Origin of the sequence: Streptomyces massasporeus, from assembly GCF_014648995.1 — a bacterium.
Lineage (GTDB): Bacteria > Actinomycetota > Actinomycetes > Streptomycetales > Streptomycetaceae > Streptomyces > Streptomyces massasporeus.
Map to the genome: position 1 here is coordinate 20154 of NZ_BMSE01000018.1, position 21963 is coordinate 42116.

21 protein-coding genes and 1 pseudogene are annotated in these 21963 nt (G+C 72.2%); 11 read left to right on the forward strand and 11 right to left on the reverse strand.

The genetic code is table 11. The annotated features are described in order from the left end of the window. Positions 1-24 precede the first annotated feature (24 nt). Entirely contained in the window at positions 25-405 is a 381-nt protein-coding gene (locus IE153_RS31140; protein ID WP_189593084.1) for a PPOX class F420-dependent oxidoreductase, read from the forward strand. Between the two features lie 64 nt (positions 406-469). Further along, a complete protein-coding gene (locus IE153_RS31145; RefSeq protein WP_189593085.1) occupies positions 470-1807 on the forward strand; it encodes a Gfo/Idh/MocA family oxidoreductase in 1338 nt (445 codons plus the stop codon). Between the two features lie 7 nt (positions 1808-1814). Here the strand turns inward: IE153_RS31145 and IE153_RS31150 are convergent, their stop codons facing one another. Together IE153_RS31150 and IE153_RS31155 are read right to left on the reverse strand one after the other, a co-directional pair. Next, positions 1815-2225 carry a Zn-ribbon domain-containing OB-fold protein gene (locus tag IE153_RS31150; protein WP_142156529.1) on the reverse strand — a complete coding sequence of 137 codons (411 nt, stop codon included), beginning with the start codon at positions 2223-2225 and terminating at the stop codon, positions 1815-1817. 152 nt (positions 2226-2377) lie between these two features. Continuing rightward, positions 2378-3088, reverse strand: a complete 711-nt coding sequence (locus tag IE153_RS31155; protein WP_189593086.1) for a TetR family transcriptional regulator — start codon at positions 3086-3088, stop codon at positions 2378-2380. A gap of 180 nt (positions 3089-3268) precedes the next feature. On the opposite strand from IE153_RS31155, the gene IE153_RS31160 reads away from it, so the two are divergent. Both IE153_RS31160 and IE153_RS31165 read left to right on the forward strand, forming a co-directional pair. After that, a complete protein-coding gene (locus IE153_RS31160; protein WP_189593087.1) occupies positions 3269-3988 on the forward strand; it encodes a peptidoglycan-binding domain-containing protein in 720 nt (239 codons plus the stop codon). Positions 3989-3997: 9 nt separating this feature from the next. Further along, a complete protein-coding gene (locus IE153_RS31165; RefSeq protein ID WP_189593088.1) occupies positions 3998-4486 on the forward strand; it encodes a flavin reductase family protein in 489 nt (162 codons plus the stop codon). 244 nt (positions 4487-4730) lie between these two features. Here the strand turns inward: IE153_RS31165 and IE153_RS31170 are convergent, their stop codons facing one another. From IE153_RS31170 to IE153_RS31185, 4 genes are all read right to left on the reverse strand, one after another. Further along, positions 4731-7127 (reverse strand): SpoIIE family protein phosphatase, encoded by a 2397-nt coding sequence (locus tag IE153_RS31170; protein WP_189593089.1) that lies wholly within the window; start codon positions 7125-7127, stop codon positions 4731-4733. Positions 7128-7233: 106 nt separating this feature from the next. Next, the gene (locus tag IE153_RS31175) at positions 7234-7800 is read right to left on the reverse strand and encodes an antibiotic biosynthesis monooxygenase (protein ID WP_189593090.1); all 567 of its coding nucleotides are present in this window, start codon (positions 7798-7800) and stop codon (positions 7234-7236) included. 43 nt (positions 7801-7843) lie between these two features. Continuing rightward, the gene (locus IE153_RS31180; protein ID WP_031133768.1) at positions 7844-8224 is read right to left on the reverse strand and encodes a hypothetical protein; all 381 of its coding nucleotides are present in this window, start codon (positions 8222-8224) and stop codon (positions 7844-7846) included. Positions 8225-8494: 270 nt separating this feature from the next. Next, complete coding sequence (locus tag IE153_RS31185; RefSeq protein WP_189593091.1) at positions 8495-9412, reverse strand: MurR/RpiR family transcriptional regulator; 918 nt, start codon at positions 9410-9412, stop codon at positions 8495-8497. A 155-nt stretch (positions 9413-9567) separates the two neighbouring features. Between IE153_RS31185 and IE153_RS31190 the strand changes: the two genes are divergently transcribed. Beyond that, a complete protein-coding gene (locus tag IE153_RS31190; RefSeq protein ID WP_189593092.1) occupies positions 9568-9729 on the forward strand; it encodes a hypothetical protein in 162 nt (53 codons plus the stop codon). A 52-nt stretch (positions 9730-9781) separates the two neighbouring features. Beyond that, on the forward strand, positions 9782-10183 hold the full coding sequence (locus IE153_RS31195) for a DUF3662 domain-containing protein (protein WP_189593093.1): 402 nt from the start codon (positions 9782-9784) through the stop codon (positions 10181-10183). 18 nt (positions 10184-10201) lie between these two features. Here the strand turns inward: IE153_RS31195 and IE153_RS42935 are convergent. The 3 genes and pseudogenes from IE153_RS42935 to IE153_RS31210 all read right to left on the reverse strand — a co-directional run. Next, positions 10202-10633, reverse strand: a pseudogene (locus tag IE153_RS42935) (phospholipid carrier-dependent glycosyltransferase); the annotation flags it as partial. A 370-nt stretch (positions 10634-11003) separates the two neighbouring features. Then, positions 11004-12917, reverse strand: coding sequence for a phosphatase PAP2 family protein (locus IE153_RS42470; RefSeq protein ID WP_189593094.1), 1914 nt, complete (start codon positions 12915-12917; stop codon positions 11004-11006). 221 nt (positions 12918-13138) lie between these two features. Then, entirely contained in the window at positions 13139-14038 is a 900-nt protein-coding gene (locus tag IE153_RS31210) for an N-acetylglucosamine kinase (RefSeq protein ID WP_189593095.1), read from the reverse strand. Between the two features lie 240 nt (positions 14039-14278). Between IE153_RS31210 and IE153_RS31215 the strand changes: the two genes are divergently transcribed. From IE153_RS31215 to IE153_RS31235, 5 genes are all read left to right on the forward strand, one after another. Next, positions 14279-15400, forward strand: coding sequence for an ROK family protein (locus IE153_RS31215; RefSeq protein WP_189593096.1), 1122 nt, complete (start codon positions 14279-14281; stop codon positions 15398-15400). A 274-nt stretch (positions 15401-15674) separates the two neighbouring features. Further along, positions 15675-16997, forward strand: coding sequence for an ABC transporter substrate-binding protein (locus IE153_RS31220; RefSeq protein ID WP_189593097.1), 1323 nt, complete (start codon positions 15675-15677; stop codon positions 16995-16997). Between the two features lie 120 nt (positions 16998-17117). Next, a complete protein-coding gene (locus tag IE153_RS31225; RefSeq protein WP_189593098.1) occupies positions 17118-18029 on the forward strand; it encodes a carbohydrate ABC transporter permease in 912 nt (303 codons plus the stop codon). Next, complete coding sequence (locus IE153_RS31230; RefSeq protein WP_189593099.1) at positions 18026-18928, forward strand: carbohydrate ABC transporter permease; 903 nt, start codon at positions 18026-18028, stop codon at positions 18926-18928. Before IE153_RS31225 ends, IE153_RS31230 begins: the two co-directional genes overlap by 4 nt. A 2-nt stretch (positions 18929-18930) precedes the next feature. Then, positions 18931-20649: a hypothetical protein gene (locus IE153_RS31235; RefSeq protein WP_189593100.1), complete on the forward strand. Its 1719-nt coding sequence runs from the start codon at positions 18931-18933 to the stop codon at positions 20647-20649. Positions 20650-20736: 87 nt separating this feature from the next. Here IE153_RS31235 and IE153_RS31240 read toward each other — a convergent pair whose 3' ends face one another. Both IE153_RS31240 and IE153_RS31245 read right to left on the reverse strand, forming a co-directional pair. Continuing rightward, on the reverse strand, positions 20737-21438 hold the full coding sequence (locus IE153_RS31240) for a maleylpyruvate isomerase family mycothiol-dependent enzyme (protein WP_189593101.1): 702 nt from the start codon (positions 21436-21438) through the stop codon (positions 20737-20739). After that, a complete protein-coding gene (locus IE153_RS31245) occupies positions 21423-21959 on the reverse strand; it encodes a GNAT family N-acetyltransferase (protein WP_189593102.1) in 537 nt (178 codons plus the stop codon). The genes IE153_RS31240 and IE153_RS31245 overlap by 16 nt, the downstream gene beginning before the upstream one ends. Positions 21960-21963 lie beyond the last annotated feature (4 nt).

Genomic DNA, 21963 nt, shown 5'->3' on the forward strand with positions numbered 1-21963 from the left:
GGGCACGCTCGTAGACTTCCCGCCATGGACGACAGGACGCTGGACGCACTCGGCGCGGGCAAGTACCTGCTGGTCACCAGCTACCGCAAGAACGGCACGCCGGTCGCCACCCCGGTCTGGGTGGTACGCGACGGGGACGCGCTCGGCGTGTGGACGCCCGCCGACTCCTGGAAGGTGAAGCGGATCCGCAACCGCGCCGACGTGCTGGTCGGCCCCTGCGACCTGCGCGGCAACCCCACCGGCGCCCAGGTGCCCGCGACGGCGGAGATCTGCGACGCGGCCACCACCGCCCGCTACCGGCAGCTGATCGGCCGCAAGTACGGCCTGACGGGCCGGCTGACCCTGCTCGGCAGCCGTCTGCGCCGGGGTGTGGACGGCACCGTGGGGATCCGCATCACCCTCTGAAGTCCGGCAAGCGCTTTCGGCCGTGGGGGAGTGGGGAACCCGTCCACGGGAAAGGGCACCTGCCATGAGCCGAACTCCCGTCCTGCGCGCAGCCGTCGTCGGCACCGGCCACCGGGCCCAGCTGTTCACCCGAGGCCTCGCCGAACGCCCCGGCCATGTCGTGGCCGCGCTGTGCGACCCCAGCCCGACCCGGATGGCCTTCCACAACCGGCTGCTGACCGAGACCGGCGCACCGGCCGCCACCCCGTGGGAGCCCGACCGCTTCACCGACCTGCTCGCCGCGGAGGGCATCGACGAGGTCGTCGTCACCACCGTCGACGCCGAGCACGACCGCTACATCGTCCCCGCGCTGAAGGCGGGCTGCCGGGTGGTCACCGAGAAGCCGATGACCGTCGACGCCGGGCGCTGCGCCCGCATCCTCGACACCGTCCGCGCGACCGGCAACTCCCTGACCGTCGCCTTCAACTACCGCTTCAACCCCGTGCACGAGAAGGTCCGGGCCGTGCTCGCCGACGGTGCGATCGGCGAGGTGCTGTCGGTCCACTTCGAGTGGCTGCTCGACGTTCGGCACGGCGCCGACTACTTCCGCCGCTGGCACCGCGAGAAGCGGCACAGCGGCGGCCTGATGGTGCACAAGTCCTCGCACCACTTCGACCTGGTGAACTGGTGGCTCGCCGACGAGCCCCGGGAGGCCTTCGGCTACGGGCGGCTCGGCTTCTACGGCCGTGCGGCGGGGGAGCGGCACGGACTGCGCCGGGACTACGACCGCGCCCACGGCGCCGAACGGGCCGCCGACGACCCCTTCGCCCTGGACCTCGCGGCCGACGCCACCCTGCGCGCCCTCTATCTGGACGCCGAACGCGACGACGGCTACCTGCGCGACCGCAACGTCTTCGACGGGCCGGTCACCATCGAGGACGACATGTCCGTCCTGGTGCGTTATGCGCGCGGCGCGACGATGACGTACCACCTGACCGCCTACTCCCCCTGGGAGGGCTACCGGGTGATGTTCAACGGCAGCGCGGGCCGGCTGGAACTGGAGGTCGAGGAGAGCCGCTGGCAGCCGCCGCTGAGCCGGATCACCTCGTCGGTGGGCGCGGTGCACGGCGATACGGTGGCCGAGCACACGGGCGGGGCCCGCCTCACCCTGCGCCCGCTGTGGCAGCCCCCGGTGGACGTGCCGCTCGCGGTCGCCCACGAGGCCCACGGCGGCGGCGATCCGCGCATGCTCGACGCGCTGTTCGGACCCGTCGGCCCCACCGCCTCTGCGGACACCGGTGCCGCGACCCGTCCCACGGCCACCGAACGCGACGGGGCGCTCGCCCTCGTGGTGGGCCTGGCGGCGAACCGGAGCTTCGAGACCGGACGTCCCGTGCGCACCGAGGAGCTGATCGCGGGCTGAGGGCGCGTCAGCTCCAGGCCCGGTACGGCTCGTCCAGCAGCTGGAAGACCGGCTCGCCCCGTACCGGGTCCTTGGCCGTGGACAGCCGTACCCGGTCCCCGCTGTGGATGCCGATCGGCGGCCCCATCACCCGGCCGCGCACCACGAAGCCCTCGGACATCTCTATCTGCGACACGTTGCGCGCCGCGGGGGTGTTGCGGTGCACGACGGTGGAGTGGCGCACCGTACCCGTACCCTCGGCGCGCTCCGTGCGCAGCTCGCTGCCCCGGCAGACCGGACACAGCAGCCGGTGGTACATGGCGGTGCCGCACCAGGTGCAGCGCTGGAAGAGGATGGCCTCCGCGTTCTGGCCCCTCGGGTCCAGCAGACCCGTCGCGGAGCCGGCGGCCTGCTGAGTGACGCTTCCTGAGTGGTACACGCTGGTCAACTCCCTGCACTCGGCCGGAATCCGCGCACGCGATCACCCGCGCACACGTGTGCGCGGTTCGCCGTGCCACCGTGCACGCAGCACAGAGTATGGCACTCAGTGCCACTCGTAAAGGCACTCCGTACCCTCAATGTGCGGAGCCCTCAGCCCCGCCCCAGCGTCGTCTCGATCTCCTGCACGACCCGCCACAGCGGTGCCCCGCGCCGCGACACGACGACCACCACGTCCTCCGGCTGCTCCACGGCGGGCGGCAGCGGCACGCCGCCGAACGCCGACTGCACGTAGTCCAGCGCGTGGCCCACGGTCGCGCCCGCGTCGCCCTGCCCGTCCGACCGCAGCCAGGAACGCAGCGCGTTGTTGTGCGCCGCGACCACCGCCGCCGCGATCACGTCGGCCTGCAGCGTGCCGTCCCGGCGGGCGGCGAAACGTCGGCGCAGGTACTCGGCGAGGGCCCGCTCGTAGCGCCACACCACCGACAGCTCGTAGGCCCGCAGCCCCGGCACCTGCTTGGTGAGGCGGTAGCGCTGCACCGAGAACGCCGGGTTCTCGGCGTACATGCGCAGCACGAGCCGGGCCGCGTCGCAGACCCGCCGCACGGGTTCGTCGTCGTCGGAGCTGTCCGCCAGGAACGCCGTCATGTCGGCGAGGCACCGCTCGTGGTCCGGGAAGACCACGTCCTCCTTGGAGGGGAAGTAGCGGAAGAACGAGCGCCGTCCGACACCGGCGAGCGCCACGATGTCGTCGACGGTGGTCTGCTCGTACCCCCGCTCCGGGAACAGCTGGTAGGCCGCCGCCACCAGGGCGTCCCGGATGGGCGGCTTCCCGGTGCCGGCCTCGGCTTTCTCGGAGCTCATGAGCGCGAACGTAGCACCCGTGGGACCACCGATGGCACTCAGTGCACGCGCCGGGAGGTACTGAGTGCTCTGCCCGCCCGACCGACCGGGCTCTGAACCCCGGACGCGCCCGCCGCGTATCTACCGGCAGGACGATCCTCGAAGGACGGGCGCCCCCGGGCCCGGACGAAGGAGAGCAGCGTGTCGACACCGTCCGAGCCCCGGCCGCCGCACGACGGCCCGGCCCTCGAACCCATCCGCGTCCTGCGGCCCCGCCGCACCGACGCGCTCGCGGAACTGATGCGGGAGTTCCAGCAGGAGACCGGCCGCGACCCCGGCCGGCAGGAGACAGGCCGTGAATCCGGCGGCTACGAGTCCGTCGCGCTGCCGGGGCCGCCGGCCGGCTCCGAGGCCCTGACGCAGGAGCTTCCGCCCGTCGCCCGCGAGACCCGCCGGCCCACCCGCGCCGTCCCCCCGGGAGCCGGGCTGCGCCGCGCCGCCGTCGCGGTTGCCGTCCTGGCCGCCGCGGTGATCGGCTTCGGCGGTGCGCTCCTGCTGCACGGCGAGCACAAGGACGACAGTGCCGCGCCCGCGCCCGGCCCGCCCCGGACCGCCCCCTCCACCCCCGACCCCACTCCCACCCCGCCCGGCCCGGCCGCCCCCGCACCCGCGGACCCCGACGGCGCCGGCACGCTGCGCGAGGGGGCCACCGGCCCCGAGGTGACCGAGCTCCAGCAACGTCTCCTGGACATCCCGGACGTCTACCGGGACGGCTCCACCAGCGGCAGCTACGACCCCACCCTCACGGCCGCGGTCGCCCGCTTCCAGCTCTGGTACGGCATCCGCGGCGACGAGACCGGCGTCTACGGCAACGACACCCGGGCCGCCCTGGAGTCCCGGACGGCGGCGGGCACGAGCTGATGTGTGACCATGGCCGGCATGGACGAGTTCGTCGACCGGCTGAACCCCGAGATGTACGTGGTCACGGCCGCCGCGGGCGGTGAACGGGCGGGCTGTCTGGTCGGGTTCGCCTCGCAGTGCTCGCTGCGGCCCGTGCGGTTCGTCGTGTGGCTGTCCGAGCTCAACCACACCTTCCGGGTGGCGCGGAACGCGGACGTCCTCGCCGTGCACCTGCTCGGCCGCGAACAGCGCGCCCTCGCCGAGCTGTTCGGCGGGCGGACCGGCGACCGGACCGACAAGTTCCAGGACGTCCGGCTACGGGAGGCGTACGGCGGGGCCCTCGTCCTGGAGGAGGCGCCGGCCTGGTTCGTCGGCCGGATCGTGACGCGCGCCGGCGGCGGCGACCACATCGGTTTCGTCCTCGACCCGGTCGAGTGGGGCGGACACGGCGCGCACGACAGGCCGTTGCTGCGCATGTCCGACGCCGTCACCATCCACCCGGGCCACCCGGTCGACTGACGTCCCACCCTCCCCGTCGAACGCCGGGCAACGGCTGGGAAAAACGGCGGAACGGCGGGGCCGATCGGCGTCACCCTGGGCGTGGGCGACGCACGAGGCGCCCGAACCGCCACGAACCGAAGGCCACGCCCATGAACGGCTCCCGCATTCCTGGCCTGGTGCTGCCCACCCTGTTCCTGCTGGCCTCGATCGTGGGGCTGTGGTGGTACTGGCGTCACCGCGGTGACTCGTGAGCCGGTGCTCCCTACCGGTCCTGAACTCCGGGAACCCGGACGTCGACCACGCACACGTCGTCCCGCCGCACGTCCGGCAGCATCCGCGCGAGCAACGGCCCCAACGACCCCGGCCCGTCGCCGTGCGGGGCCGCCACCGCCTCGGCGAGCTGCTCCAGACCCCGGTCGATGCTGTCCGGGGGGTGCTCCACCAGGCCGTCGGTGTAGAGGATGAGCCGGTCGCCCGGGTCGAGACGGCACTCCGCCTCCTGGTAGACCGGCGTGGCGGACGCCCCGAGCAGCATGCCGCCGGGGCGGCGCAGGTACCGCGCCTCGCCGTCGCGCAGCAGCAGCGGCGGGGGATGCCCCGCCTGGGCCCAGACCAGGCGCCGGCGGCGGGGGTTGTAGCGGGCCAGCACCATCGTGGCGGTCGCGTGGGAGTCGCGTGAGTGCAGCAGCAGCGTGTTCAGCCGGGCGAGCGCCCCGGTCAGCGACGAGCCCGTGATGACCATGCCCTTCGCGGTGAACCGGAGCTGGGCCATGGTGGCCACCGCGTCGACCCCGTGCCCGGCGACGTCGCCGACCACCAGCAGCGCGTCCCCGTCGGGCAGTTCGATGGCACTGAACCAGTCGCCGCCGACGTGCACACCCGACTGGGCCGGCAGATAGGCGACCTCGACGCGCAGTCCGGCCAGGTGCACCGGCCGGTTGGCCATCGGCAGCAGCGCGTGCTGGAGCCGGGTGGCCAGGGTCCGCTCGGCCTGGAGCACGTCGTGCTGCGTCAGGATCGCCCGCTCGCTCTCGACCAGGGCCAGCTCGGCGCGCCGCCGGGCGGTCATGTCCTGCATGAAGCCGTGCACCTCGACAGGCGTGCCGTGCCGGTCGGCCACGGCCTCGGCCACCAGCCTCAGATGCCGGATGCCGCCGCTCGTCCGGATCCGGAAGGGCACGTCGAACGGCCGCCCGTCGTGGACGAGTTCGCCGACGGCGCGCGTCAGCACGGGGGTGTCCTCGGGTAGCGCGAGCTCCGGAACCTCGGTCAGCCGCACCGGGCCGTGCGCCGGGTCCCGGCCGACCAGGGAGAACACCTGGGTCGACCAGGAGGCCTCCTGCGTGGCCAGGTTCCAGTTCGCCCAGCCGAGACTGCCCAGCCGCTGCAGGTCCGCCAGCCGCTGCTCCTGCCGGTCGGAGGAGCCGTGCCGGATCCACGAGACGACGAGGGCGTCGCCGAGCGGCGCCACCCGGGCCGTGTAGAGGGACAGCTCGGCGACGCCCGCCACGACCTCTTCGTGCGCGAACGGCTCGCCCTCGTACGCCTTCCCGGTGGTCAGCACCTGCAGACAGCCCTGCCACAGCGGCTCGGCCGCCAGGGCCGGGCGCAGCTCCAGCAGTCGCCGCCCGGCCGGTTCCTCACCGGTCCGGCCCAGCAGGTCGCCCACCTGGGCGGTCGCGGCCTCCACCCGGAAGTCCTCGGTCTCGCCCGTCGCGGCCCGCAGCGGTGTGAGCAGCATCGCAGCGATCGGCAGGGCCTCGAACAGCGCCTGCACCGCGTCCGTGGCGGCGTCGGAGGCCCGCTCGGGCGGTGCGTCGAAGGCGCGCAGCCGGCCGGCGCACAGCCCGGTCACGCCCCGCAAGTGGGCGCGGTCGCGCGGGGTGAACGCCCCGGCGTGCCCGCGCAGCACACCGATGCAGATCTCGGCCGAGCCCGCGGCGAGGACGGGCAGCCAGGCGCGCGAGCGCCACCGCTCGGGAGGATCCCCGATGAGCAGGTACTGCCGCTTGTCCGCGGCGAAGTCCTCCAGCCAGCGCGGCTCGCCCGCCCGCAGCGCGTCCAGCGCCGCCATTCCGCTCAGCGGCGGTACCTGGAACCACTGGGCCGCCAGCTTGTCCTCGATGCCCGCGTGCCCGATCAGTTCGAGACCGCCGTCGGGCCTGCGGGCGTAGAGCAGGACCGCGTCCGCCGACATGTCGGGGCCGAGGTGGGCCAGCAGACACCGGGCGAGGTCGTGCGGAGTCGTCACCCGAACGAGGGCCTGTCCGAGGCGGGCCAGGGCGGCCGTGACGTCGTCCGGCGCGGCCGACTGCTCCAGGGCGTCTGCCCCGGAGCCGGGTGCGTCGACGCCGGGGAACTCACTCGCCCTGCCGGGGCCGGCCGGCGTGGGCGCGAGGCCGCCCAAGGTGATCCAGCACTCCTCCAGCAGGGTGTGGCGTGCGGCTTTGGCCTGCTGGAGCAGCTGCTCGCCCGCCGCGTCGGCGGTACACCCGCTCAGCGCCATCACCGCGCCCTTGGCCCGTTCCACGACAGCCGAGGTGGCCGCCTGGTCGCGCAGCCGGTCCATTTCGGCGCGTTGCCGGGCGACGATCTTGGCCAGTTCGACCAGGTCCGGTGCGGCACCGGGCTGCGCCGGCGTCACGGGCTCGCTCGTCACGCGTTGAGCATTGCACACCTGGCCCGATTCGAAGACCGCCTTGTGCGCACGGACTGCTCACCCGCCCCAGGCACCCCATCGGTCGCACTAGCCTCTGGCGGACTGCTCAGCTGCCGTCGCGCGGATACAGCCACAGCCGCAGCAGCCTGCTCAGCCGCGGCATCACCAGATACGTCAGTACCGGCAGCAGGACCAGCGGGAAGACCGCGGCCCGCAGGGGCAGCGGCCAGCCGGTGGTGTGGGGCGTCACCAGCCACTGGATGAGCAGGGTGAAGGGGTAGGCGCCGAGGAAGGTCGTGAGGACCATCTTCCATCGGGGCGGGGCCTGCACGGTGGTGCCGGGCAGGCTGAACCAGGTCTCCATGCCGGTCGTCGACTGGCGTTCGCTGCTGACCTCGGTGGCGATGTCCTCGATCCGCCGGTGCCAGTGCGCGCGCTCCTCGGACTCCAGCCACGCGGCGAGCCGGTGCCGGTCGGACCAGCGCAGTACCGCGTGGTAGCGGTGGCCGTCCTCGGGTGTCAGCCAGGAGACGCCCTCGTTGCCGGGGAACTGCCGGGCGCAGCGGGTGATGCCGTGCGTCCACTCCTCGAACCGCTCCTCGTGGCCGGGGCGCACCTGCCAGGTCAGGACCGTGGTCACGGGCTCGCCGCGCCGGGCTTCGGTGGTGCTCATTCCCCCACGTGTGCCACGCGCGGCGCGAGTCATGCCCGCCGGCTCACGGCTGTCGGTTCGCCTCGACCAGGGCCTGGGTGACCGCCCGGACGCTGCGGGCGATGTGCTGGAGCTGCATGACCTCGGCCGCGTACAGCTTGATCGTGTGCTCGATGACCCCCTCGTGCAGGCCGAGTCCGGGCAGGTCGGCGCGGGCGGTCTGCAGGGCGGTGCGGGCGACCCGGATCTCGTTCTGGACCTGGATCTGGGCGTGCCGGGCGAGCAGGACGGGGTGGCGGATGAACACGGGGTATCCGGCGTAGCGCGTGGGCACCAGCTCGCGCAGCCACTTGGCCGCCGAGCGTTCCCAGTCGTAGCTCCCGGGGGTCTTGACCTGGCAGGGCCAGTCCGGGCTGATGCGCGTGGTCGTCAGGGGCATGATCATCGCTTCCGGGTGTGCGGCGTCGCGTGGGTGGACGACGGGGCGTGGCGGCCCCGGCCTAGGGGATGGCCGGGGCCGCCACGAACACCCGGGACCCGGAGTGGGTAGGACCCGGCTCCACGGGTGCGGAACGGATCCGGAACTACCGGGTCGCGATCCGTGAGCAGTATTTATATATGCCATCCGGTTTGCAAGGAGCATGAAAACATTCATGCGCGCTTTGTTGCGGATGGTCCCCATGTGAGGTCCCCACGCGAGGTCCGGATGTGCCGCTCAGTCCCTGAGGAAGAACTGGTGCTGGTCGGCGACCTGCTCGTACTCCTCCAGCCGCGCCTGCGTCCGCTCCGGATCCGCGTCCGTCATGGCCTGCAGCAGCGCCGAGCACATCACGCCCGGGGCCGCGTAGGAGTCGAAGACCAGGCGCGACCCGGTCCCGAGGGCGAAGACGACGTCGGCCTCGTCCGCGAGCGGCCCCAGCGCCAGATCGGTGATCAGGGCGACCTTGAGCCCGGCGCCCCGCGCCACCCGCACGGCCGTCAGGGTCTCCTGGGCGTGCCGGGGCATGGAGAACGCCAGCACCCACGTACCTCCCGCCTCACGCGACTGCAGCAGCGCGTCGTAGGCGACGCTGCCGCCCCGGGTCACCAGCCGTACGTCCGGATGGATCCGGCGGGCGGCGTAGGCGAAGTACTCGGCGAGTGAGACGGAGATGCGCAGCCCGAGGACCGTCAGCGGCGCGGACGAGGAGAACTTGCGGCCGACGTCGATGACCACGTTCGGGTCGGCCAGGTCCCGCCGCAGGTTCTCCAGGTTTTCGATCTCGGCGTCGACCGCCGCCTGCAGTTCGTTGCCGTGCGTCTCCTCGGCCGGGCCGACGGCGAGGGTGCCCAGCGCGATCGACTGGAGCTTCTCCCGCAGCGCCGGGTAGCCGCTGAAGCCGACCGCCGAGGCGAACCGCGTCACCGAGGGCTGGCTCACCCCGACCCGGTCCGCGAGATCCGTGATCGACAGGAACGCCGCCTCGGTGATGTGCTCGATCAGGTACTGCGCGATGCGCCGCTGCCCCGGGGACAGCCGGGGCCGGTCGAAGAGTGACCTGAGCTGGGCGGACGGGGAGACCTCCGCCTCGGGGGCGGCCTTCCCCGAGGTGATCGCGGATGCCTGTGCGCGTGCCTGCTGCGGCGATGGCACCGGTGCGCCTCCTTCGTCTCCCACGGACGTTCAACATAGCTCACGCACCGTAGTGACCAGGGCTTCTTCGGGCAGCATGAGCTGCCCCGCGCGGGGATACCCGTACGCCGGGCGGGAACCCGCCGCCGCACACCACCCCCGAGAGGAGCCCCGTCATGACCGTCCCGGAGGAGAACCGGCCCAAGACGGAGACCACCGACGACCTGCTGGACCACAGGGACGAGAACCACCCCCGCCCGCCGGGCGGGACCGGCCGCACGATGCGCGAGGCCCTGGAGGAGGCCGAGGTGCGCCCCGACGACTACGACGACCGGTAGGGCACCCCGGCACCCCCCGACCGACGACGACGCTTCCGGCAGGAGAGACGGCATGAGCGCGCTGAGTGCGCTGGAACAGACCCTGGAGAACCGATGGGACGCGCTGTGGGCGCGACTGCGCGACAAGGAACCGGTCGAGGTCCTCGACGCCCTGCAACGCGAGTGCGACGACAACGCCGTGGTGTGCCGTGAGGGACGCGTCATGGTCCCCAACGCCTACGACGTGGAACTGCCCGAAGACGTGCACGAGCATCTGACCCGCACCGGCACCGACGTGGGACAGGCCCTCACCGACAGCCTGTCCCGTCACGCGGAACGCCGCGGCTACGAGTTCGCCGGCCCGCTGGCGGTCCACGTGGCGCGGTGCCCCGACGTGCCCAACGGCCGCTACCGGGTGGCCTCCAAGGTCATGCAGCACGTGAGCGCGGACGGGTTCTTCCACGCGACGCACTGACGCACGCGCACCGCCGCCTCAACGGCGGTACACCGTGATCGAGGGCCCGACGTCATCGACGGGGTGGCTGCCGCCGATCAGCTCGGCCAGCCGCCCCGAGGGCCTTCGCCGCCGCCGAGTCCGACACGACCAGCAGTCCCCGCACCGCGTGGACCGGCACGCGTCGGGGATCCGAGGCCTCGATGCCGTAGAAGGACGGCACCCCACTTCCCTTGTAGACGAGCCACAGCCGCTCACCCGGGTACCGGTCGCGGAGCCGGCCCGCGAGCCGCCCGAGGTCCTGCCCCCCGTCCACATTCGAGTCGTGCAGCCACTGCCGGGTCCTGCCCGCCCCCCGAACGCCTCGATGAGTAGGGCAGACAGTAGGGGCACTCCCGTGCCGAACTCCGCGGCGAGGTCCACCAGCACGGCCACCCCCATGGACACCCACCGCCGCCGCACCAGCAGCACGCCGCGGTCTCCGGCGCGCCCGCCACACCAGCCACGCCGAGGTCAGCACGAACCCCGCAGCCGGCACATCGAGCGTCGCGAGGGAGCCGTGGGCGGTGAGGTCGGGGGAGAAGCGGTACAGCGCGAGCGCGCCCGCGTACACCGGTTCGTCGATCGTCGGGGTCTGTAGCACGGCGGTCGTGGACCATCACCAAGGCCATCTGGGCGAGCAGGGCAGCCACCAGGAGCCGCACCGCCCACCGTCTGCCCGGCCGCCGAGCGGGTTCGGCCGGTGCCGGGGGGCGAGGGCGACACGGGCCGGGGAACGGCGGGAGCCCATCCAGAGGTCCCTCACGGACCCACTCTGCAACAGCCCCCGCCGTGGAAAGCGCTACCGCCGCACGAGGCGCACCGACAGACCGTCAGCCGTGTGGACGGGCACCGCCCGCAGCGTCTCGGAGTCCAGCTCCACGCGGTCGAACCGGCCGCGCAGCTGCCCGGCGGACAGGACGGGGACCGTCGTGCCCGCGACCGGCGGCCGCTCGGCGTCGAGCCGCAGCGACAGCACGCTGCCCCGCTCCAGCAGAACCCGACGGCCCGCCGTGAGGGCCGGGCCGTGGTTCCGGCGCAGCGGCAGCTCCAGCGTCGACTCGCGCTCCTGGATGTAGGAGCCGCGCACCCGCAGGACCTCGGCCGCGCGGAGCGTGCCGCCCGTGACCCGGACGTCGCCCTCGCCCAGGGCGTTCGGCGACGCGGCGACCAGTGTGCCGGCCTCCAGGACGGTCCCGCCGCGGTAGCGGTTGTGGCCCGCCAGGGTGAGCGTGCCCGAGCCGCGCTTGGTCAGACCGCCGTCCCCCTCGATGTCGTTGCGCCAGCTGTCGGCCGCGTGGAAGCCCCCGGCCGCCGCGTCCAGCGTCACGGTGACGTCCCGGTCGAAGGCGCCGTAGCCGTCCGCCGCGGCGAACAGGTTCAAACGGCCCCACTGCTCGAAGCCGTCCAGCAGGACGTAGCCGGAGGGCAGCGCCGTCGTCCGCAGCACCTCGCGACGCTGGGCCGCGCTCAGGTACGGCAGCCGCGTCTCCAGCAGCACCTCCGCGCCCTTCGGCACGCTCAGCGGGTCCTTGCGGCCGCGGCGCGGCAGGACGTACGTCAACCGGGGCCCGACCGCACGCGAGTTGGCCTCGCGGTCGGCGTAGGCGTCCCCGGCGCCGGGGTGGGCGTAGTCGTAGAGAGTGTCGGCCGTGGTGCCGGTCCGCTGTGTGAAGTAGGCGAGGGCCTGGGCGCGGGCGGCTGCCTTGAGTTCGGCGTTCGCCGGGTCGGCCAGCGTCGCGGCCGTCAGGGCGGTGGCCATGATCCGGCCGCCGATGACGTCGACGGTGGAGTGCATGCCCGACATGATCCGGGTGTGGCTGAGCTCGAACGCCCGCGTCACCAGCTCCTGGAACCGCTCCGGCACCGCGTACGCGAAGGCCAGCCCGGCCAGGTGGAAGGCGTTGGTGTGGCCGCTGGGGAAACCGCCGTCCTCCTGCGCGTTCTCGGAGCGCTGGCGCAGCAGCTGCGGTGCCACGACCACGTCCGAGTCGTACACCGGGTAGCCGAGCGCGTCCTTCGCGCCGGTGTCGACGACCTCGCTGTCCTCGTTCATCCGCCACGGGCGCGGGTACTGGAAGGCGAACTTGCCCGGGTTGCCCGAGGCGAACGGGCCGCGCACGGTGTCGACCAGCTTCGCCACCTGGCCGAGGTCCGAGTCGTACGAGCCCGCCCCGAGGGCGGATCCGGCCGGGGCGTCGGCGGGCAGGGTGTCGTTGATCTTCCCGGGGGGCGTGCCGTCCGGGGCGGTGGTGATCGACGTGACGGCCTTGGCACCCGCCTTGTACAGGCCCTCGAGCGGACCGAGGCCGGCGATCATGGCGTAGCTCTGGTGCTGGCGGTCGTAGAGGAAGGCCTCCTTCGCCTGCGCCTCGGTGCGGGCCCGGGTGATGCGGGCGCAATAGCGCATGTTGGCGCGCAGTACCTCGCGGTCCATGACTCGGCCGGTGTTCCAGGCGTCGCCGGTCTTCCACACCTTCGACATGCCGCCCAGGATCCGGACGACGGCGTTGGTCTCCGGGGTGAGGTTCGCGGCGATGTTCGACTTGTAGTCGTCGACGAACGCGGCGAAGCCCGTGGCGGCCTGCGCGTCCGCGGCGCCGAGCCAGGACGCGAAGGTCGGCGCGGCGAGCAGGCCCGCCGAGGCGCCGAGGGAGGTCTTGAGGAAGCCCCGCCTGTCGACGGTGGCGGGGGAGCGGTGCCCGGCTGATGACATGGGTGCGCCTCTCTGGAGCTCTGCGAAGAAGGTGTCGTGGCGTTGCGCGACGGTGCGTCGGCCGCGTGGCCGGGAAGGTGGTGCAGGCTGTGCGACTTCTGGTGCCTGTGGCGACTTCTGTGGCACCTGTTGCGTACGAGCGAAGATCTACGGCCGTGCTGTGACCCTTCGGAGAGGGGTCGGCCACCGGCCGGTGGCCGGAGGGTGAACGGCGGCCCGGCTCACAGAAGCGAACGGGCCAGGGCCAGCGCGCCCTCGACCGGCGGCACCCGCAGCGGCTGCGTCCGGGCCCCAGGCAGGGACTCGGCGAGCGCGGCGGTGAACGCCTCGTACAGCGCGGGCTGGGCGAGCACCGTGCCGCCCGCCACCACCACGTCGTCCACCGCGACCCCGCGCGCGGCCAGCCGTACGACGAGCCCGGCGAGCGCCCGTCCGCCCTCGGCGATCACGGCCCGCGCGAGCGGTGAGCCCGCCTCAGCGGCGGCGAACACGGCCGGGGAGTGGCGGCCCCACTCCGCCGAGACGTCCGTGGCGGCCTCCAGGGCGGCGCCGAGCGCGGGCACCTCGGCCACCCCGAACGCGGCGACCAGCCCGGTCGCCAGTGCGTCGGGCTCCTCGCCCCGGTCGTGCGCGGCCCAGACGGCCCGCGCGGCCTCCCGGACGAGACCGGCCGCGCCGCCCTCGTCGCCGAGCACCGCGCCCCAGCCGCCGACCTGGACCGCCTCGCCACCGGGCAGCCGCCCCACCGCGACCGAACCGGTGCCGGCGACCAGACCCACACCCTTGTCCACCCCCGCGGCGGGAACGAGCAGCTCGGCATCGCCCACGACGAGCGCGGGCACCCCCAGCCGCTCCTGAAGGGCGGCGCGGATGCCCGCGCACTGGCGTGGCGTCTCGCAGGCGTGACCGCCCACGGCGAGAGCGGACGGTCGTGGAGAGGAAGGCAGGGCGACGGCGATCAGATCGGCCAGCCAGTCGGCGGCGGCCCGGGCGTCGTGCGGGCGCCAGCCCGTACTGCTGCGGACATGATCGACGACGCCCGCGCCGTCCGCGAAGGCGCGCAGATGCGTCTTGGTGCCGCCCACGTCGATACCGACCGCGTAAGGCGTGGAGTCCTGCACGGGTCCTCTTTCGTCGTTGCGTGGCACGGCGACGGCAGGCGAACCACCCGTCGTACCACGGCAGTTGAAGAGGTAGGGAAGCCCCGGGACGGGCTTCTGCCGAACACGGCAGGCGAGTACCGTGAAGTTCGTTAGGAAGTTAACTAACGAAGTAGGGTGCGCGTCAAGAGGCACGGAATTCCCGATGCCGCGCGACCCTCGCGGCCGTCCTGCTCGGCCGCCGCACGACCTGGGGAGACCATGCACCTGAGTGAGAGTGCCCGTGTGGTGTTCGACGTACTGGCCGGGGCGGGAACGGCCACCCGACCCCAGCTGGCGGCCGGTGCGGGCCTTTCCAAGCCGACCGTCTCCACCGCAGTCGCCGAACTGGAGGCCGTGGAACTCGCCGCCCACTCCGGGCGGGCCTCCGGCAGCACCGGCCGCAGCGCCGCCGTCTACCGGCTCGGCCCGGCCGCCGGTGCCGTACTCGCCGTCGACCTCGGGCCCGCGAAGACGCGGGTGCGCAGTTGCGCCCTGGACGGGACGCTGCTCGCCGAGGGCACCGGCACCAGGCCGGAGGCCGCCGACACCGTCCGCAAGGTCCTCGACGGGCTGCCCGCCGGAGCCCCGCTGCGGGCCGTCGTCGTCGCCGTCGGTGATGTCACCACCCGGGACGGCGAAGGCGCGGGGGAACGCCCGGCGACCGCCAAGGCCGGTCCAGTCTTCGACGCCATGGCCGTCGCACTGCCCGAGGGAGTGCCCGTCCACCTGGAGAACAACGTCAACTGCGCCGCGCTCGCCGAACTGCACGAAGGTGCCGCCGTCGGCCGCGAGACCTTCGGCTACCTGCGCATCGGCGTCGGCATCGGTCTCGCCGTCGTCATCGGCGGCCGGGTGCTGCGCGGCGCGAACGGCGCCGCCGGTGAGGTGGCCCGGCTGCCCTACCCCTGGGACGAGAGCCGCGCCCCGCACTACGAGGGCCTGGAGCAGCGCATGGGATCGCGCACGCTGCTGCGCCGGGCGGCCGAGGCCTGGCAGCAGGCCGACGGCCCCCGTCCGCGCACCGCCGAGCGGCTCCTCGCCCTGGCCGGGCAGGGGCATGCCACCGCCCGGTCCGTGATCGACGCGCACGCCGCCGACGTGGGCCGGCTCGCCGCCGCCGTGGCCGCCGTGCTGGACCCCGGCCTGATCGTCCTCGGCGGCGGTACCGGCGCGGACCCGCAGCTCCTGCCCGGGGTGCGGGCCGAGCTGGCCCGGCTGAGCTGGCCCACCGAGGTGGTCAGCAGCGTGGTGGGCGACACCGGCACCGTGGCGGGCGCCAGCAGGCTCGCGGTCGCCCATGGAATTCAAACCGTGACCGGAGCTGTGCGGGCGAAGCATTGACGGCTGCGCCATCGGTCTGCCAATGTCCGGACAAGCGCTTTCTGAGTCGGCCGGGACGCCGACTCCGGGTGAGCCTCCCGCCCGTACGCGAAGTACGGGAGCCGCACGAGGGCGTGCTTGTGCGACGACGGCCGTCATGGCCGGGGACCCCACCCGTCAAGGCGACGCGGCCGGGCGAGGCCGTGCCCCCGGAAAGCGAAATTTCCTGCAAAATGCACCCGTGCCGCCTCGGCTGGCGCCGTGCTTCTTCCGCTACGACGAAAAGGGATTGAAGATGACCAGTCTGGGTGTGCGGCGCTCCCGCCGTCTCGGCCGCGGCGGCATACGTCGCGTAGTTCCCCTCGCTGCCGTGGCCACGGCAGGTGCCCTTCTGCTCTCCGCCTGCGGGTCGGGGTCCGACTCGGGCGGGAACGCCAAGTCGCTGACGTTCTGGATCTCCACGGTCCCGGGTCAGGACGCGGGCTGGAAGAAGATGGTGGCGCAGTACAAGAAGGAAACCGGCGTCAAGGTCAAGCTCGTCAACATCCCCTACGACGGCTACCCGGCCAAGCTGCACAACGCCGCGCAGGCGAACTCGCTTCCCGACGTGGCGGCCGTGCCGGCGCTGGACCCGATCTGGGCGAACAAGCTGATCGATCTCAAGTCCATCGCCAACAAGAAGAGCAACAAGATCAACGCCAACTTCCTGGCCAAGGACTCGTCCGGGAAGGTGCTGTCCATCCCCTCGGACGTCACCGCCTCCGGTCTGTTCATCAACAAGACGCTGTTCAAGAAGGCCGGCGTCTCCTTCCCGGCCTCGCCCCAGAAGACCTGGACCTGGACCGACTTCATCAAGGCGGCCGACAAGGTCCGCGAGAAGACCGGCGCCAAGTACTCCCTCACGTTCGACCAGTCGCCGTCCCGGCTGCGCGCCATGGTGTACGAGAAGGGCGGGAAGTACGTCCACGCGGACTCCTCCGGCAAGTTCTCGGTCGACGCGGCGACCAAGAAGGCCGTGAAGACCTTCGTCGGATGGAACGACGACAAGACCATGCCGAAGTCGGTGTGGACCAGCGGCGCCGACCCGTCGGCCATGTTCCAGAGCGGTGACGTGGTCGCCTACTGGTCCGGCGTGTGGCAGGTCCCCGCCTTCGCGGAGAGCATCAAGAAGTTCGAGTGGGCGAGCGTCCCGACCCCCGCCCAGCCGGTGCAGGCCAGTGACGTCAACAGCGGCGGCATGACGGTGGGCTTCAACAACAACGCCGCCGCGGCCGACGCCGCGACGAAGTTCCTCACCTGGCTGTACGAGCCGGCCCACTACCAGGTGCTGTGCGAGACGTCCGGCTTCCTGCCGGTCGAGAGCGGTCTGAACCCGAAGTACCCCTTCAAGTCCGAGGCGGCGCAGGCGGCGTTCAAGCTGTACAACGAGTCGATCCCGCTCTACGCCCCCATCTCCGGCTACTTCAACACGGCGCAGACGAAGTGGGTGCTGAAGGGCAAGAGCCTCCCCGAGGACCCGACCAAGACGGAACTCGGCAAGGCGATCAACGGACAGCAGTCGTCCGACAAGGCCCTGCAGAACATCGTGGACGTCTACAACCAGCAGGTCGGCGGCTGAGCGCAGGCCAGGCAGGCCCGGGCGGCGGGTCGAGACACCGCCGCCCGGCCCCGGCCCTCACGTGATGGGCTCATGGCCTGAGCCCACAGGAACCCATTCCACCAGCACGGAGTCAGGAAGATGACCAAACGCGCCTCGGACGTGTCCGTGAGCCCGCCCCGGAGACGCAGTAAGTACACCCTTGCGCCGCTCGTCCTCATCGCGGCCAACGTCGTGCTCTTCGCGCTGTTCTTCGTCTGGCCGGCGGTGATCGGGCTCGTCTACTCCTTCACGAACTACACGGGCGTAGGAGTCTTCCAGTTCGTCGGGCTGGACAACTACCAGAACCTGTTCGGGGACTCCACCTTCTACGACGCGCTGAGCCGGACGCTGCTGTACACCGTGCTCTTCGTCCCGCTGAACTTCGTGTTCTCCCTGCTCATCGCGAACGTGGTGGTGAGCAAGCACGCCAAGGGCGCCTCGGTCGCCCGCGTCATCTTCTTCATCCCGTGGCTGCTGTCGCCCATCGTGGTGGGTGTGCTGTGGCGGTGGCTGTTCGGTGAGAACTTCGGACTGGTCAACTACATCATCCACGAGCTCGGCGGGGACGCCGTTCCGTGGCAGTCGAACGCGGACCTGTCGCTGCTGGTGGTGGTCATGGCGGCGTCCTGGGCCTGGACGGGCTTCTCGATGCTGCTGTTCATCGCGGCGATCAAGAACGTACCCGTGTCGTACTACGAGGCGGCCTCGCTCGACGGCGCCGGCCCCTGGCGCCAGTTCTTCCACATCACGCTGCCGAGCATCGCGCCCACCTCGTTCATCGTCATCCTGCTCAACACGATCAACGCGATGAAGGAGTATCCGGTGTTCGTCGCCCTCAACAACGGCGGACCCGGAACGTCGAACAACCTGCTCGTCCAGTACATCTACGAGACCGGCTTCAAACGGGGCCAGATCGGCTACGCGAGCGCCGCGTCGTTCGTGCTCATGCTCATCCTGATGGCCGTCGCGATCATCCAGCTGATCGTCAACCGACGGGTGGAGAACCGATGACAACCACAGACATGCCACGCCCGGTCGACGCCGGTTCCGGACGGGCCGTCTCCAAGAAGCGTCCCCGTGGGGCAGCCACCGGTGGGCTCCGGCAGGCGGTGTCCGCGACGACACTGCTGTGGATCCTGGCCTGCCTCTACGGACTGCCGGTGCTGTGGTTCATCCTCAGCTCCTTCAAGCCGGCCAGCGACCTGTTCTCCTATCCGCTGACACTGGTTCCGCACAACCCCACCCTGTCGGGTTTCAAGGCAGCATGGGACAGCGCCAACTTCTCCCAGTACTTCATCAACACGACCATCGTGTGCGTGATCACAACGATCCTCACGGTGGGAGTCAGCTGCTGCACCGGTTACGCGCTGGCCAAGTACGACAACAGGTGGCTCAAGGTCTTCTTCGTCTGCATCCTGGCCACCACGATGCTGCCGTCCGAGGTCATGCTGGCCCCGGAGTTCCTGGTCGTCCGCGACCTCGGCCTCTACAACTCGTTCGCCGGCATCATCCTCCCGGCCGTGCTCACCGCGACCGGATGCTTCATGTTCCGCCAGTTCTTCCTGACGGTCCCCGACGAACTCGTGGAAGCAGCGCGCATCGACGGCGCCCGCGAACTGTCGATCTTCCTGCGGATCATGGTGCCGCTGTCCCGGCCCATCATGCTGACCCTCGCGATCCTGTCCTTCCAGTGGCGGTGGAACGACTACATCTGGCCGCTGCTGATGCTCAACGACCCCGACAAGTTCACCGTGCAGATCGGCATCCAGAGCATCGTCGGCGCGCAGAACATCAACTGGTCGGTCCTGCTCGGCGCGTCGGTCATCTCCATGATCCCGCTGATCGCCGTCTTCCTGGTCTTCCAGCGCTACGTCATGGGAGCCGACATCAACGCCGGACTGAAGGACTGACCGTGCCCACTGCGCTCGACCACGAGTTCGTCCGCGCGGTGGCCGGCGCCGCCGACCGGCTGGTCGCCCCGCTGGTGGCCGGCCCCGACGAGGAACCCGCCGGTGTGCTCCACCGCGATCTGGCGCGCCGGGTGAAGACGCTGGTCGCCGCGTACCGGTCCCCGGACTCGGTACTGCACGGCAGCGGGCGGGCCGTCGCCGCCGCGACGACCCACCTCCGTGCGCTGCGCGCCGCGCAGACGACCACCGGCCTCTTCGCCGGCGGTGACAACGTGCAGTCACCGCCGGACTCCGGGTTCACCGTCAACGACGTGTGCGACGCGCATGTCCTCGCCGCCGGCGCGGGGCCGGAACTGCGCGGCGTCACGGACGCCCTCGCCGAGATCGCCGGCGCCGCCGCCGGCAGTCTCCTGACCGGTGGGGTGCACACCCCGAACCACCGCTGGGAGCTGTCCGCGGCGCTGGCCCGGCTGCACCGGTCGTTCCCCGACGACCGGCTCCTCGACCGCGTCGGGGAGTGGCTCGCGGAGGGCGTGGACATCGACGCGGAGGGCCTGTACTCGGAACGGAGCGCCAACTACGCGGCCCACGTGTCCAACCCGTCGCTGCTGCTGCTGGCCGACGTGCTCGGCCGCGCCGACCTGCGGGACGCCGTCGAACGCAATCTCGCCGCGACCTTGGACCTCATCAGGCCGGACGGCACCGTGGAGACCGTCCTGTCCCGACGGCAGGACCAGAACCACCCGTTCCCGCTGGCGCCCTACCTGCCGCACTACCGGCTGCTCGCGATCCGCACCGGCCGGGGCGACTTCAGCCGGGCGGCGCGGCTGGCGGCCTCCGGCGGCATCGACGACCCCGACCTGCTCGCCGAGACCCTCCTCACCCCCGACCTGTGCCGTCCGCTGCCGGCCCCGGCCCCGGAGACGCTGCCCCGCGACCGGTATCTCACCACCGCGCGTCTCGCCGCACGCGCCTCGGCCACCGCGCATACGGTGGTGTACGGCGGCTCGGACGTGCCCGAGCACCGGCGCATCCGATCGGGCCTCGCCTGCAATCCCACCTTCATGCGCCTGTTCGCCGGCGAAGCAGTCCTCGACGCGGTCCGACTCTCCCGGGGGTTCTTCGACCTGGGCCCGTTCCGCGCCGCCGACGTGGAACGGCCCGCCGACCACCGGTACCGGCTCACCGAAAGTCTCACGGTCGCCTACTACCAGCCGCTGCCGGCGGACCTGCGGCGGGACGACGCCGCCTACCGGATGGCGGACGAGGGACGCTTCTCGGCCGCGATGTCCTTCGCGGACCGGCCCCGGGACGAGGTCTCCCACACGACCCGTGTCGAAGTGGACCTGCGGGAGGACGGTGCCGACCTGCGGATCGACATCAGCGGACCGCGGGTGCCCTGGTCCCTCGAACTGACCTTCCGGCCCGGTGGCGTGCCGGAGGGCGCCGTACCGATCGGCGACGGGCGCTGGTGCCTGACGGCCGTGCCCATGACCTACCGGGTCGGTGACGACGAGATCCGGGTCGCGGCCGACGTGGCGTCAGGCGAACCGCTGGCCGGGCCGGACCGGAGCGACGTACTGCGGTACGACCCGGGGCAGGACTACAGCGTGGTGGGCGGCACGGACGCGACGACCGGGAACCGCGTCTACATCGGCGGATTCGGCCCGCACACACTCACCGTCGCACTGCGTGCCCACCGGTCCGCACCCGCCGGGTGACGCGGACGGCCCACGCCGTGATCACCCCGGCCACGAAGGGCTGGCCCCGCGGCGCACCTCCCTTGCCGGCCCGGCCCGGCGCACGGCTCAACGGCGGCTCCGGGGAGGGTGGGGCGGCCACGGCCCGAGGACGGGCAGCCCCTCCGCCGCGACGGGCAGGGCGGCGGGCACGCGCCCGGCCATCCAGGCGGCCAGGTCGCGCACCCGCCCGGTGACGACCGGGCCGGTCCGGCCGGCGCGGGTCCATTCCCGACGCAGGTCATCGGCGTGCACCCGGGTGCCCGCAGGCAGCCGGCACAGCAGGAAGTCGATGGCATGGCAGGCCAGTTCCTCCGGCCAGTCCCGCGGCCGTACGCCGAGGTCCAGGTCCACCATGTGGATCCACGTCTCGCGCCACCGGGCGTGGACCGTCGCCGAGACGTCCGCGTCACGGAAGGTCACGGGCCGGCTCCAGTCGGCCTCGGTGAAGCGCGCCCAGACCGCCTCCAGGTCCGCCGAGCGGGCGGCGAGTTCGGCACGGTGTCCGGCGGCACTTCTGCCTGCACCGGCCTCGATGATCGCGTTCCGCTCCTCGGTGCCGCCCACGTAGGCCGGCACGAGTTCCCCGCGCAGGGCGTGTTCCGCGAGACGGGTGAACATCCGGGCGTTGTCGGTGAGATGGGCCAGCACGTGTCCCCGCGTCCAGCCCGGCAGCGCGGACGCGGCCCGGACCTGCTCGTCGCCCAGCGGTGTGACGAGTCGAGCCAGCACGGCATGAGCGGCGATCACCTCGGTCACCGGGGGCCGCACGAGTGCCTCTCCTGCGCGTCTGCGGCCGGGTGGCGGACGGGCGGTGCCTGAGCCGCGAGCTCCCTGAGGGCATCACCGCTCAGCCGGCACACCTTCCACTCGTCCAGGAGCTCGACCCCGAGCGACTTGTAGAAGTCGATCGTCGGCGTGTTCCAGGCCAGGACCCACCACTCGAAGCGGTCGTACCCGTTGCGCCGGCAGGTCGCTGCGAGGGCGGCGAGCAGCGCCTTGCCGTACCCCGCGCCCCGGGCGTGCGCACGCACGTAGAGGTCCTCCAGGTGCATGCCGCGGGTGCCCGTCCAGGTGGAGAAGCGCGGGAACCACAGGGCGTAACCCATGACCTCGCCCGTGCCGTCGTCCTCGGCGATCAGCGCGAAGGCGGCGGGGTGCTCCCCGAACAGCGCCTCGCGCAGTTGCTCCTCGGTGGCCCGGGCCTGCTCCACGGCCCGTTCGTACGCGGCGAGTTCGCGGATCATCGTGCGGATCTCGGGGATGTCGTTCACGGTGGCGGACCTGATCATGGGC

Excerpts from the sequence above, each read along its gene's own strand:
- IE153_RS31215 (WP_189593096.1), top strand. The coding sequence starts at position 14,279 with ATGCACCTGAGTGAGAGTGCCCGTGTGGTGTTCGACGTACTGGCCGGG.
- IE153_RS31165 (WP_189593088.1), top strand. The coding sequence starts at position 3,998 with ATGGCCGGCATGGACGAGTTCGTCGACCGGCTGAACCCCGAGATGTAC.
- IE153_RS31195 (WP_189593093.1), top strand. The coding sequence starts at position 9,782 with ATGAGCGCGCTGAGTGCGCTGGAACAGACCCTGGAGAACCGATGGGAC.
- IE153_RS31140 (WP_189593084.1), top strand. The coding sequence starts at position 25 with ATGGACGACAGGACGCTGGACGCACTCGGCGCGGGCAAGTACCTGCTG.
- IE153_RS31145 (WP_189593085.1), top strand. The coding sequence starts at position 470 with ATGAGCCGAACTCCCGTCCTGCGCGCAGCCGTCGTCGGCACCGGCCAC.
- IE153_RS31175 (WP_189593090.1), bottom strand. The coding sequence starts at position 7,800 with ATGAGCACCACCGAAGCCCGGCGCGGCGAGCCCGTGACCACGGTCCTG.
- IE153_RS31230 (WP_189593099.1), top strand. The coding sequence starts at position 18,026 with ATGACAACCACAGACATGCCACGCCCGGTCGACGCCGGTTCCGGACGG.
- IE153_RS31220 (WP_189593097.1), top strand. The coding sequence starts at position 15,675 with ATGACCAGTCTGGGTGTGCGGCGCTCCCGCCGTCTCGGCCGCGGCGGC.
- IE153_RS31225 (WP_189593098.1), top strand. The coding sequence starts at position 17,118 with ATGACCAAACGCGCCTCGGACGTGTCCGTGAGCCCGCCCCGGAGACGC.
- IE153_RS31190 (WP_189593092.1), top strand. The coding sequence starts at position 9,568 with ATGACCGTCCCGGAGGAGAACCGGCCCAAGACGGAGACCACCGACGAC.
- IE153_RS42470 (WP_189593094.1), bottom strand. The coding sequence starts at position 12,917 with ATGTCATCAGCCGGGCACCGCTCCCCCGCCACCGTCGACAGGCGGGGC.
- IE153_RS31155 (WP_189593086.1), bottom strand. The coding sequence starts at position 3,088 with ATGAGCTCCGAGAAAGCCGAGGCCGGCACCGGGAAGCCGCCCATCCGG.
- IE153_RS31245 (WP_189593102.1), bottom strand. The coding sequence starts at position 21,959 with ATGATCAGGTCCGCCACCGTGAACGACATCCCCGAGATCCGCACGATG.
- IE153_RS31180 (WP_031133768.1), bottom strand. The coding sequence starts at position 8,224 with ATGATCATGCCCCTGACGACCACGCGCATCAGCCCGGACTGGCCCTGC.